Source organism: Pseudomonas sp. NFACC13-1 (genome assembly GCF_900104425.1).
Classification (GTDB): domain Bacteria; phylum Pseudomonadota; class Gammaproteobacteria; order Pseudomonadales; family Pseudomonadaceae; genus Aquipseudomonas; species Aquipseudomonas fluorescens_AA.
Map to the genome: position 1 here is coordinate 23308 of NZ_FMXV01000043.1, position 12549 is coordinate 35856.

A 12549-nucleotide genomic window follows, 5' to 3' on the forward strand; every position below is an offset into this window, starting at 1 on the left:
TGCCGGGGTTTTGGTATGGTTACCCGGTCTTGCACACTCGCTCACAGCTGCCACCTTCCATCGCGTGCAAGCGATTCAAAGTGGTTCTCCAATGGAAACCTACCATGTTCAAACCTACACCTAACCCTCCACCCGTCTCACCTGACACCCGCGCTGAGACCCCAGATTCCAAAAAGCTCGACGAAGCCGCCCAACGCGCCCTCGACTACTACCTCAATCCCAAACCGGCCGATGAAACCTCTGGCAAAACCCAAACCGCCCACCTCTTCATGGTCGCCCCGGACATCGACACCGAAACCCTGCTGGCCAATGCCTCCGAAGACCTGCTGTCCATCAGCGCCATCGCCGCCGACCTGGCGGATGACGTTGAAGGCAGCCGCCGCAGTGTCATCCTGGCGATCAGCCGGATGGCTGATGGCGTGCATTTATTGGTGGAGCGGGCAATGGATCGGCTTGAGGTCCAGGCTTCGGGCTGACATTCCTGTGGTGGATTGAAAACCGCCATCGCGAGCAAGCTCGCTCCCACAGGGGTTTTGTGTCGACTGAGATATCGAGATCAACGCCCGTCAACTGTGGGAGCGAGCTTGCTCGCGATGAGGCCAGCCCAGACAACCCTCACTACAGGGTTCATTCACCCCACCGATTAGCGCTGCATCCCCCAGCGCTTCACCGTCACCCGCTCCAAACTGTCGAACACCAGGTTCTCCACCAGCAACCCGATCAGGATCACCACCGCCAACCCGGCAAACACCTTGTCGGTGTACAGCTCATTGCGGTTCTGGAAGATGTACCAGCCCAGGCCGCCCTTGCCGCTGGTGGCGCCGAATACCAGTTCGGCGGCGATCAGGGTGCGCCAGGCGAAGGCCCAGCCGATTTTCAGCCCGGCGAGGATCGACGGCAGCGCCGCCGGAATCAGGATGAACAGCACAAAACGCAGGCCCTTGAGCCCGTAGTTGCGCCCGGCCATGCGCAGCGTTTCCGACACACCGAGAAACCCCGCGTACATGTTCAACGCCAGCGCCCACAGCACCGAATGCACCAGCACGAAAATCAGGCTGTTCTGCCCCAGGCCGAACCACAGCAGCGCCAACGGCAACAGGGCGATGGCCGGCAGCGGATTGAACATCGACGTCAACGTGCTGAGCAGGTCGCGGCCCAACTGCGTCGACACCGCCAAGGTGGTCAAGCCAAACGCCAGGACGATGCCCAGTAAATAGCCCTTGAGCAGCACCACCAGGGAAATCCACACCTTGCCCAACAGCTCGCCGCTGAGCAAACCGTCGTACAAAGCGCTGGCGGTCTGCAAGAAACTCGGCAGCAGCAGGTCATTGTTCTGGTAGCGCGCCACGCCCTCCCACACCACCGCCAGCAACAACAGGATCAAACTTTTGCGCAGCCAACCCTGTTGCCAGAGGCGCTGGCCCAAGGGCAACTCCCGCTCCAATGGCACGTGGGTCAGGGGTTGCAGGTCGACTTCGTACTCTTCGCGCGCAGGCGATAACTGGCTCATGAAAGGCTCCCCTTAATACGCGATACGGATATCGGTGAAATCCAGCTCACGCTCGGTTTCAGGCGGCTGACCTTCATTGAACAGCAAGCCATGAATCCGCCGCGCCGTGTGCTGGAACCCCACGCCACCGAGGCTGTGCAGATCGTATTGATGGCTGTGGATTTCCGCCCGGACCCTTCCTGGATGCGGCGATAACAGCAGGATGCGATTACCCACCACCAACGCTTCCTCGATGGAGTGGGTGACGAACAGCAGCGTGAAACGCACCTCTTCCCAGAGCAGCAGCAGTTCTTCCTGCATCTTGCGTCGGGTCAGGGCATCGAGGGCGGCGAAGGGCTCGTCCATCAAGAGGATTTTCGGCTGCATCGCCAACGCCCGGGCAATGGCGACGCGCGCTTTCATGCCACCGGACAACGTGTGAGGGTAGGCATCGGCAAACGCCGCCAGGCCCACTTTGTCGAGGTAATGCAGCGCCCGCTCCTCGGCCTCGCGACGCTTGAGGGTGCCGGACGCCAGCAGCGCGAACATCACGTTCTGCTTGACGGTTTTCCACGGTGGCAGTTGGTCGAACTCCTGGAACACCACGATCCGGTCCGGTCCCGGCGCGTTGACGGTTTGGCCTTGCAAGCGAATCTCGCCTTCGCACGGCGTGATGAAGCCACCAATGGCCTTGAGCAAGGTGGACTTGCCGCACCCGGACGGGCCAAGCAAAACAAAACGGTCCGCCGGGTCGACTTCGAAACTCACCTGGTGGGTGGCCCGCACCACGCGTTGTGGCGTGCGGTACTCCAGGCTGACGTTGTCCACCGACAGCAATGCCGTGCCGGTGGCGGTGGGATTGCTGGCCGCGTGGCCTTGCAAACGCGCGTTCATGACAATCAGCTCCCCTGCAACGGTTTGGCGTCCTGGAAGAAATAGTCTTCCCATGACGCCGGCTTGTTCTTGATGGCGCCGACGCGGTAGAGGAATTCGGCCAGCGGGTAGGTGTTTTTCGGTGTGACGGTGAATTCGATCTGCGGGTTGTCGATGATTTTCAACAAGGTCGCCCGGTCGATCTTGGCCTTGGTCACACGCAGGTAGGTGTCCGCCGCCGCACCTTTATCGTTCTGGGCGAACTCGGCCGCTTCGGTCAGCGCCTCGACGAACGCCTTGTAGGTCTTCGGGTTTTCATCGCGGAATTTCTCAGTGGCGAACAGCACCGTGGGTGAGTTCGGCCCGAGCACGTCATAGGAGTTGAGCACCACATGGACGTTGGGGTTTTGCAGGGCCTGGTCCTGGAACGGCGGGTTGGAAAAATGCCCGGTCAATTCGGTGCCGCCAGCAATCAATGCCGCCGTGGCATCCGGGTGCGGGACGGCCAAGGTGTACTTGTCGAGGCGATTGAAGTCCTTGTCACCCCACTGCTTCGCGGCGGCGTATTGCAGGAAACGCGACTGCACCGAGACCCCCACCGCTGGCACCGCGATGCGGTCCTTCTCGGTGAAGTCAGCAATGGTCTTGACGTTGGGGTTGTTGCTCAACAGGTAATAGGGAAAGTTGCCCAGGGAGGCCACGGCCTTGACGTTCTGCTTGCCACGGGTGCGGTCCCAGACGGTCAACAACGGCCCGACGCCAGCTCCGGCAATGTCGATGGAGCCCGACAGCAATGCATCGTTGACCGCCGCCCCACCGGACAGTTGCGTCCAATCGACCTTGATGTCGATGCCCTCTTCCTTGCCGTGCTTCTCGATCAATTGCTGGTCGCGGACCACGTTCAGCAACAGATAAACGATGCCGAACTGCTCGGCGATCCGAATCTCGCCCTCGGCGTGGGCGCTGGCCGGCACGACCAGGCTGCCGGCCAGCAAACTGAAGCCCAGGCCGATGGCGGCGGCCAGCGGTGCAAAAGCAATGCGCTTGGACATGGTGATTCTCCGGGCTCTTGGCGCAAGGCGCAGCCGATCAGAAAGGGGCGTCGCCCTGGATGGTGGTGCGATACAGCTTGCGGCGCAGATGGCTCGGGCAACCGGCGGCCAGGTGGATCAGCGAGCGGTTGTCCCAGAACACCAAGTCATGGGGCTGCCATTGATGGCGATAGATGTTTTGAGGCAACACGCTGTGGGCATACAGCTCCGTCAGGATGGCTTTGCTTTCATCCTCCGGCAGGCCGACGATGCGGGTGGTGAACCCCTCGCTGACGAACAATGCCTTGCGCCCGGTTTCCGGGTGGGTGCGGACGATGGGGTGCACGACTTCGGCCACCTGGGCCAGTTGCTCCGGCGTCAACGTCGGGCGCCAGTTGCCTTCGAATTTGGTTTCGCTGTAGCGCGCAGTGTAGGAATGCGCCGCCGAACGGCCCTCGACCGCTTTACGCAACGTTTCGGGCAAACCGTCCCAGGCCTTGTGCATGTCGGCGAACAGCGTGTCGCCGCCTTCGCTCGGCAGTTCCTGGGCGTGGAGCATCGAGCCGAGGCTGGGCAGCTCCTTATAGGAAAGGTCCGAATGCCAGAACTTGCCTGCATCGCCGAGGCCGATGGATTGGCCGTTTTCGATGATGTTGGACACGATGAGGATTTCCGGATGCCCGGCCAGCAGGAACTGCTTGAGCACATGGATTTGCAGCACGCCAAAACGGCGGCTGAAGGCGATGTGCTGTTCGGGGGTGATGCGCTGGTCACGGAACACCACGACGTGATAGTCCAGGTGCGCGCGATGGATGCGGGCGAAATCCTGGTCGTTGATGGGCCGGGACAGGTCCAGCCCGACGATCTCGGCGCCGACGGCATCGCGAAACGGGAGGATGGCGAACGACTGCGGCGCGATGGTCGCGGCATTTGAATCTGGAGAAAAAGAGACGGCTGGCATACATCACTCCCACACACTGCGCGCTTCAATGAGCACGCAATCGATCAAAACTCACGGCGTTACCGTGTTGGTTTGTGTCGTGCGGCGCGCCGATTGGTCGGCAGGTACGCAGGAGGATGACTTTAAGGGTATAAGAATTTAAATTTAAATACCGTTAATGAATAACGATATGGCTTAGAGTTTTCACCGCCCTCCCTGTGGCGAGGGGATTTATCCCCGCTGGGGTGCGAAGCAGCCCTAAAACCTGCCACCTCGGTGTGTCAGGCTTGGTTACATTCAGCTATTTCGGGGGCTGCTGCGCAGCCCAGCGGGGATAAATCCCCTCGCCACAGAGATAGCGCCGGCCCGAGTTATTGGGTTTCTAGCGCTCGTGCAACGCCTCGGACCGGGCCTTGATGATGGGCTTGAGCAGGTAGCTGAGCACGGTTTTCTTGCCGGTGATGATGTCCACCGACGCCACCATCCCTGGGATGATCAGCAAGGGTTTTTCAGGCGTGCCCAGGTGGCTGCGTTCGGTGCGCAGCTTGATGATGTAGTAGGTGGTTTTCTTGTCTTCATCGGTGATGGTGTCGGCGCCGATCTGTTCCAGCTTGGCTTTCATCCCGCCGTAGATGGTGTAGTCGTACGCGGTGAATTTCACCGTGGCGTCCTGGCCGGGGTGCAGGAAGGCGATGTCCTGGGGACGGATTTTCGCTTCCACCAGGATGGTGTCGTCCAGCGGCACGATTTCCACCAGGTCGCTGCCGGGCTGGATCACGCCGCCGATGGTGTTCACCAGCAATTTATTGACAATGCCGCGCACGGGCGACGTCACCAGGGTCCGGCTCACCCGGTCTTCCAGGGCCTTGCCGGTGGCCTGGGCCTTGTTCAGGTCGGTGCGGGCTTCGTTGAGCTGGGTCAGGGCTTCGCTGCGGAACTTGCCGCGGGTCTCGTCGATCTTGCGCTGCACTTCCTTGATCGCCGATTCGGCGCGGGGGATCGCCAGCGTCGTGGCGTCCAGTTGCCCACGGGTCTCGACTTCGGCGCGCTTGAGCCGCAGCACTTCCACCGGCGACACCGCACCCTGGGCCACCAGCGGTTCGGACATGTTGATTTCCTGGCGTTGCAAGGCCAGGCCGGAGCGGTACTGCGCCTGCTTGGACACGAACTCGCGCAGTTCCTGCTGGCGCTGGATCAACTGCTCCTGCAAGCCGCCGATTTCATCGTGCAACTGCTGGCGGCGACTGATGTACAGCGACTCTTCGCTGGCCGCCTGGCCCGGCACCGCCTTGAGCACATCGGCCGGGAAGTTCAGCGGCCGGTCATCGACCTCGGCGCTCAGGCGCTCGACTCGCAACAGCATGGACAGTCGATCAGCCTCGGTTTCGCCGACGTTGGAGACAAACCGTGTGTCGTCCAGGCGAATCAACGACGCGCCGACATCGACGATCTGCCCTTCCTTGACGAACAGCTCAGCGACGATACCGCCTTCCAGGTTCTGGACTTTCTGGATCTTGGACGATGGGATCGCCTTGCCGTCGCCCTTGGTCACTTCGTCGATCTCGGCGAAGTTGGCCCACAGCATCAGGAACACAAAGAAGCCGATGATGCCCCAGATCGTCAAACGCACCACCCGGGGAGCGTCCTCGATCAGGGCTTTGTTGACCTCGGGCAGCGGTTGGCCGTGCAGCGAGTCGGAACCTTTGAAATAGCGGCCCACCCCGCCCTTTAAACCTGACTTAAGCAACACTGATCTGCCCCTTCTTCAGCGCTTCCATGACAGCGGCTTTCGGGCCATCGGCGAGGATCTGTCCACGGTCGACCACCAGCAGGCGATCCACCAGCGACAGCAAGGATGCCCGGTGCGTCACCAACAGCACGGTCTTGTTTTCCACCACGGCGGCCAGACGCTGTTTCAAGCGTTCTTCACCGGTGTTGTCCATGGCGCTGGTGGGTTCGTCCAACAGCAGGATGGGCGGGTTGAGCAGCAGCGCGCGGGCCAGGGCGACGTTCTGGCGCTGGCCACCGGACAGGTTCTGCCCGCGCTCGCCGACTTGCAGTTCATAGCCTTGCGGATGCAGGCGGGCGAATTCGTGCACGCCCGCCAGCTCAGCGGCCTGGAGCACCAGTTCGTCTTCGACGTAACGGGCGCCGGAGGTCAGGTTGTCCCGCAGGGTGCCGGCCAGCAGCTGGATGTCCTGGGGCACGTAGCCAATGTTATAGCGCAGCTCGCTGACGTCGATCTGGCGGATGTCCACGCCGTCCACCAGCAAGGCACCGTCGTCAGGCTGATACAGGCCCACCAGCAATTTGGCGAGCGAGCTTTTGCCCGAACCGCTACGACCGATGATGCCGATTTTCTCCCCCGGCTTGATCACCAGATTGATGTTTTTCAGCGCAGCGTTCTGCTGGTTCGGGTAGGTGAAGCTCAACTGACGGCATTCAATGGCGCCCTGCAACACCTTGCGGCTGAGGGGGCGCTCGTCGAAATTGCGCTCCTGGGGCAGCTCCATCATCTGGTCGACCGAGGTCATGGTCACCCGCGCCTGCTGGTAACGGGTCAACAGGCCCGACAGCGACGCCAGCGGGCTGAGGGCGCGTCCGCTGAGCATGTAGCAGGCAACCAGCCCACCCATGCTCAGGTTGCCGGCGATGATCAGGTAAACGCCGAAGACGATCATGATCACCCCGGCCAATTGCTGGATCAGCAAGGTGATGTTCATCGCCAGCCCGGACAGCATCTTCACCCGCAGTTCGAGGCGACTGAGGGTGCCGATGGTCTGCTCCCACTGGTATTGACGCTCGCTCTCGGCGTTGTTGACCTTCACCGCGTCCAGGCCGGCCAGGGTTTCGATCAGGCTGGACTGGCGCTCGGCGCCCAGGGCCATGGTGCGCTCCATGGTCGCCACCAGAGGCTTCTGCAACGCATAGCCGATCAGCAGGGCAATCGGGAACGCCAGCACCGGAATCCACACCAGGTGCCCGCCGATAATCGCGATGACCATGAAGATCAGCAGGGTGAACGGCAAGTCGATCAGGCTGGTGAGGGTCAGCGAGGCGAGGAAGTCCCGCAGGCTCTGGAACTCATGGATGTTCTGGGCAAAGCTGCCGACCCGCGCCGGGCGGTACTTCATGGACATGCCGACGATACGCTCGAACAGCGTCGCCGAGATGATCAGATCGGTTTTCTTGCCCGCCAGGTCCAGGCACAGGCTGCGCAGCATCTTGAGGATCAGATCGAACACATAGGCGCCGGTGATACCGACGGCCAGCACCCACAGGGTCGATTCGGCCTGGTTCGGCACCACGCGGTCGTAGACGTTCATCACGAACAGTGGCGCGGCCATGGCGATAATGTTGATCAGCAGGCTCGCGGCGATGGCGTCGGCGTATAGCCAGCGGGACCGCTTGAGGGTGTCGCGGAACCACGAACGCGCCCGGGGAATGAGCGTGCCGTGGTTGACGTCAAATTTATGCTGCGGTTGGGCGAAGAACACCTTGCCGCTGTAGTCGTCCGCCAGCAGTTCGCGGCTGACCGTGACCTCCCCACCATCGCTTTCGCTGAGCAGCAGCCGCGCCTGGTCGTCACCGACCCAGCCCAGCAGCACGGCACTGCGGCCGTCTTTGAGCAGCAACAGCGCCGGCATGGCGATGGTCGGGATCTGCTCCAGCTTGCGTTGCAGCACCCGGCCTTGCAGACCGGCACGGGCCGCCGCGCGCGACAATAATTCGACGCTCAGCCGTTGCTTGGGCAGTGGCAAGCCCGTGGTGAGCATCGCCGCGCTGGCCGGCTTCTGATGCAGCATGCAGAGCGCCAGCAGACCGTCCAGCAACGGGTCGTCGTGCAGCGTGCGCGGGTCATGAACTAGTTCGACTGGACTGACTTCTGATTCCACGCTCGGCACTCTGACTGATTAAAACGGGTGGTAGGACTCAATTCATCCCAGGCAACTGGACCTTGGGTTTCACGTCGTTCTGCACAACCGATGCCAACGGTGCGACCACACCCTGGCTTTTCAACAGTTGGCCCATGGTTGCCTTGATCCGGTATTGGGTGAACAACTGCACGTTCTTGATTTCCGCCAGGCGCCGGGAGGCGGTGAACAGCTCGTTTTCGCTGTCGAGCAAGTCGAGCAGGGTCCGCTCGCCAAGGCTGAACTGCCTCTGGTAGGCGGTACGCACGCTGGTGCTGTGGTCCACGTATTGCTGGGCGATCGGCACCTGGGCATTGGCGTTGTTCAGGGCATTCCAGGCCAGGCCCAACTCTTCATTCAATTGGCGCAGGGCATTGTTGCGGATGTCCAGGGCCTGGTTGGACAGGTACGACTTGGATTCCAGGTCCGCCTTGTTGCTGCCACCGGCATACAGGTTGAAACGCATGCGCAGCATGGCTTGCCATTCATTGTTATGGCCGTTCTGGCCGTCCAGGTCATTGTCGGCCGTGCGGCCCAGTTCAGCGTCGAAACGTGGGTAGAAACTCGACTTGGCGGCTTCGTACTGTTGCTCGGCGGCGGCGATGTCCGCTTCCGCCGAACGCAGCACCGGACTGTTTTCCAGCATCTGGGCGCGGGCTTCGGTCAGGTTGGCCGGCAGCAACGCCAGAAAATCGGCGGGGCGCTCCAGTTGATCGGGCATCTGGCCCACGGCGCTGAGGAAGTTGGTCTCGGCGTCGGCCAGGTTGGTCTGTTCGGTGATCAGGTTGTTGCGGGCCTGGGCCATGCGCGCTTCGGCCTGGTCCAGGTCGGCGCCACTGCCCACGCCACGGGAGGTGCGCAGCTTGATCTGGTCGAAGATGCGTTCATGGCTCTTGAGGTTTTCCTCGGCCAGGCGCACGAACTCGCGACGGGTCAGCACATCCAGGTAGACCTGGGCCACGGTCAGGCCGGTGCGCTCGGACGCATCCAGCAACGAGTAGGCACGGGCGTTGACGGTGGCTTGTTGACGCCCCACTTCGCTGGACGTCGCAAAACCGTCAAAAACCATTTGTGACAGGCGCAGGCTCGACTCGCTGCGGTTCAGGGTTTCCCAATGGTTGTTGCTGCCCGATCGGGTGGTGACGCTGTCGGTGCCTTCGCGCCCGTACCCCGCTGCAAGGTCCACCCTAGGCAGGTAGCCGCCCTTGGCCGCCTTGAGTTGGTAGTCAGCCGCCAGCCGGCTGTTCACTCCGGCCTGGATTTCCGGATGGACATCCAAGGCTTGCTGCATGGCCTGCGGCAAGGTTTGTGCTTGTACGAAATTTGCGGCGAGGGCGAAGGGCAAAGCCATGAACAAGTGCGGACGCATGGTGGTTTTTTCCTGAACTCTTGTCTTGGATCACAGCGAAACGTGGCGCTGCATCGGATGATGGCAACCGGAATGACCGTATGTCGGAAAGTTCGAAACAAGAACTGGATCAAGCACCGAAGGGACAGGTCGCCGCTTAAATATCAATGTGACATTACTGAAGCGATTGTTTAGGATGGCCGACATAAGGTCAATAGTTTGGCATAAACAAATAAATCGAAATTAAACAGCCAAATTTTTGACACAGCAAAGCGTCAAAACAACCTTACTTAGTTAAAGAGAACGTCCAGACCGCCGAGGCCCAAAGGCCCCCGGGTCCATGGAAGTCTACTGAACGTAGCACCCGGAGAGTCTTCAATGAGCAGTGTTATTGCCGTCGTCAAAAGCATTGTTGGTCAGGTTTTCGTCGTATCCCCAGAGGGCATCCGTCGCGTACTCATTGAAGGCGATCGCCTCTACACAGGCGACCAGTTGGACACCGGGCCTGCTGGCGCCGTCACATTGGAATTGGCCGATGGCCGCACCCTGGACCTGGGTCGCGATACCCAATGGAGCGCCAACGCCCCGGACTCGTCCACGGACCTGGCACAAGCCACTGCCCAGGCCGCGCCGTCCGTAGAAGAGCTGCAACAAGCCATCGCCGCGGGCGCCGACCCGACCACTGCCCTTGAAGCCACGGCCGCCGGTGCTACCGCTGCGGGCACGGGGGGTGCCGCCGGTGGCGGTCACAGCTTCGTGGCACTGGATGCCACCGCCGGCAGCGTCGATCCGACCATCGGTTTCCCGACCGAAGGCTTGAGCACGGCCGCCGTCGCTGACAACAACATCAACGGTCTCGACACCAACGCCAACACCACGGCCAACACCCTGCTCAACGCGACGCTGACCCTGAGCGCCACCCCGACCCTGACCGAGGCCGGTGGTGTACTGGTCTATACCGCGACGGTCACCCAGGCGCCCCAGACCAACCTGACCGTGACCCTGTCCAACGGCTCCGTGATCGTGATCCCGGCCGGCCAAACGACCGGTAGCGTCAACGTACCGCTGGCACCGAACGATACCGTCTACAACGACGCCAGCCAGATCAGCGTGAGCGTCACCGGGACCACCGGTGGCACCGGCATTGCCGTGACCCTGCCCACCACCCCGGCAGTGACTCAGATCACCGATACCATCGACACCACCAATGTCACCCTGAGCGCAGGCAACACGGTGACCGAAGGTGGCCAGATCACCTACACCGCCACCCTGACCAACCCGGCCCAGACGCCAGTGACCGTGACCTTGAGCAACGGCTCGGTCATCACCATTGCTGCCGGCCAGACTAGCGGCACAGTGGCCGTGGATACCCCGGCCAACGATGTCTACAACAACGGCAGCACTGTCAGCACCACCATTACTGGCGCGACCGGTGGCAACTTCGAAAACCTGGTGCCGAGCACCGCGCCTGCGGTGACTACGATTACCGACTCGGTGGACACCACTGGCCTGACTCTGTCCGCCAGCAACACCGTCACTGAAGGCGGTTCGATCACCTACACCGCAACCCTGACCAATCCGGCCCAGACGCCAGTAACCGTGACCTTGAGCAACGGCTCGGTCATCACCATTGCCGCCGGCCAGACGACCGGCACAGTGGCCGTGAACACCCCGGCCAACGACGTCTACAACAACGGCAGCACTGTCAGCACCACCATTACTGGCGCGACCGGTGGCAACTTCGAGAACCTGGTGCCGAGCACCACGCCTGCGGTGACCACCATTACCGATTCGGTCGACACCACTGGCCTGACGCTCTCGGCCAGCAACACCGTCACCGAAGGCGGTTCGATCACCTACACCGCCACCCTGACCAATCCTGCCCAGACGCCAGTGACCGTGACCTTGAGCAACGGCTCGGTCATCACCATTGCCGCCGGCCAGACGACCGGCACAGTGGCTGTGGATACCCCGGCCAACGACGTCTACAACAACGGCAGCACTGTCAGCACCACCATTACCGGTGCGACCGGTGGCAACTTCGAGAACCTGGTGCCAAGCACCACCCCAGCGGTTACCACGATTACCGATTCGGTCGATACCACTGGCCTGAACCTGACGGCCAGCAACACCGTCACCGAAGGCGGTCAGATTACCTACACCGCCACCTTGACCAATGCCGCTCAAACCCCAGTGACCGTGACCTTGAGCAATGGCGCGGTGATCAACATCGCCGCCGGTGCTACTACCGGCACCGTTGCCGTGGACACCCCGGCCAACGACGTCTACAACAACGGCAGCACTGTCAGCACCACCATTACCGGTGCGACCGGTGGCAACTTCGAGAATCTGGTGCCGAGCACTGCGCCTGCGGTGACTACGATTACCGATTCGATAGACGCTACTACCGTGACGTTGACCGCTACACCAACCGTGAACGAAAACGGCACGATCACCTACACCGCCACGCTGACCGGCGCCGACGGCAAACCGGTCACCGCGCAGAACGGTCCTGTCACTGTTACTTTGGAAAGCGGCAAAACCATCACCATCGCAGCCGGCGCAAGCTCGGGCGTGTTGGATGTGGCTGTCGGCAATGACGTCTACCAAGGTCCGACCACCGTCACCGAAAGCATCAGTACCGCCACGGGCGGTAACCTGGAAGCCATTGCTCCAAACACCGCTCCAGTCAGCACCGTCGTCAGTGATGTCAATGACACCACTACAGTGACGTTGACCGCTACACCGACCGTGAATGAAAACGGCACGATCACCTACACCGCTACCTTGACCGGTGCCGATGGCAAACCCGTCACCGCACAAAACGGTCCGGTCACCGTCACCCTCGACAGCGGCAAAACCATCACCATCGCCGCCGGTGCAAGCTCGGGCGTGCTCGATGTCGCTGTGGGCAACGATGTTTACCAAGGTCCAACGACGGTTACTGAGTCGAT

General features: G+C 61.5%; 9 protein-coding genes. 2 read left to right on the top strand and 7 right to left on the bottom strand.

From position 1 onward, the window contains the following. Nucleotides 1-104: 104 nt before the first annotated feature. The gene (locus tag BLQ55_RS29965) at nucleotides 105-476 is read left to right on the top strand and encodes a DUF6124 family protein (protein WP_092259158.1); all 372 of its coding nucleotides are present in this window, start codon (nucleotides 105-107) and stop codon (nucleotides 474-476) included. A 167-nt stretch (nucleotides 477-643) separates the two neighbouring features. Here BLQ55_RS29965 and BLQ55_RS29970 read toward each other — a convergent pair whose 3' ends face one another. The 7 genes from BLQ55_RS29970 to BLQ55_RS30000 all read right to left on the bottom strand — a co-directional run bounded on the left by BLQ55_RS29970 (nucleotide 644) and on the right by BLQ55_RS30000 (nucleotide 9616). Further along, a complete protein-coding gene (locus BLQ55_RS29970) occupies nucleotides 644-1510 on the bottom strand; it encodes an ABC transporter permease (RefSeq protein ID WP_092201384.1) in 867 nt (288 codons plus the stop codon). Nucleotides 1511-1522: 12 nt separating this feature from the next. Next, the gene (locus tag BLQ55_RS29975; protein ID WP_092259161.1) at nucleotides 1523-2383 is read right to left on the bottom strand and encodes an ABC transporter ATP-binding protein; all 861 of its coding nucleotides are present in this window, start codon (nucleotides 2381-2383) and stop codon (nucleotides 1523-1525) included. 5 nt (nucleotides 2384-2388) lie between these two features. Next, nucleotides 2389-3414, bottom strand: coding sequence for an ABC transporter substrate-binding protein (locus BLQ55_RS29980; RefSeq protein WP_092259164.1), 1026 nt, complete (start codon nucleotides 3412-3414; stop codon nucleotides 2389-2391). 37 nt (nucleotides 3415-3451) lie between these two features. After that, complete coding sequence (locus BLQ55_RS29985) at nucleotides 3452-4354, bottom strand: TauD/TfdA dioxygenase family protein (protein WP_072409312.1); 903 nt, start codon at nucleotides 4352-4354, stop codon at nucleotides 3452-3454. A 361-nt stretch (nucleotides 4355-4715) separates the two neighbouring features. After that, nucleotides 4716-6083 carry an HlyD family type I secretion periplasmic adaptor subunit gene (locus tag BLQ55_RS29990; protein ID WP_092201390.1) on the bottom strand — a complete coding sequence of 456 codons (1368 nt, stop codon included), beginning with the start codon at nucleotides 6081-6083 and terminating at the stop codon, nucleotides 4716-4718. Then, entirely contained in the window at nucleotides 6073-8229 is a 2157-nt protein-coding gene (locus BLQ55_RS29995) for a type I secretion system permease/ATPase (RefSeq protein WP_092201408.1), read from the bottom strand. Before BLQ55_RS29995 ends, BLQ55_RS29990 begins: the two co-directional genes overlap by 11 nt. Nucleotides 8230-8266: 37 nt before the next feature. Further along, complete coding sequence (locus BLQ55_RS30000; protein WP_092201392.1) at nucleotides 8267-9616, bottom strand: TolC family outer membrane protein; 1350 nt, start codon at nucleotides 9614-9616, stop codon at nucleotides 8267-8269. A 357-nt stretch (nucleotides 9617-9973) separates the two neighbouring features. Between BLQ55_RS30000 and BLQ55_RS30005 the strand changes: the two genes are divergently transcribed. Next, nucleotides 9974-12549, top strand: a 2576-nt coding sequence (locus BLQ55_RS30005; protein ID WP_143011804.1) for a retention module-containing protein, incomplete at its 3' end; no start/stop codon positions are given.

Coding starts and splice junctions, on each gene's coding strand:
- BLQ55_RS29965 (WP_092259158.1), top strand. CDS start 105: ATGTTCAAACCTACACCTAACCCTCCACCCGTCTCACCTGACACCCGC.
- BLQ55_RS29980 (WP_092259164.1), bottom strand. CDS start 3,414: ATGTCCAAGCGCATTGCTTTTGCACCGCTGGCCGCCGCCATCGGCCTG.
- BLQ55_RS29985 (WP_072409312.1), bottom strand. CDS start 4,354: ATGCCAGCCGTCTCTTTTTCTCCAGATTCAAATGCCGCGACCATCGCG.
- BLQ55_RS29970 (WP_092201384.1), bottom strand. CDS start 1,510: ATGAGCCAGTTATCGCCTGCGCGCGAAGAGTACGAAGTCGACCTGCAA.
- BLQ55_RS29975 (WP_092259161.1), bottom strand. CDS start 2,383: ATGAACGCGCGTTTGCAAGGCCACGCGGCCAGCAATCCCACCGCCACC.
- BLQ55_RS30000 (WP_092201392.1), bottom strand. CDS start 9,616: ATGCGTCCGCACTTGTTCATGGCTTTGCCCTTCGCCCTCGCCGCAAAT.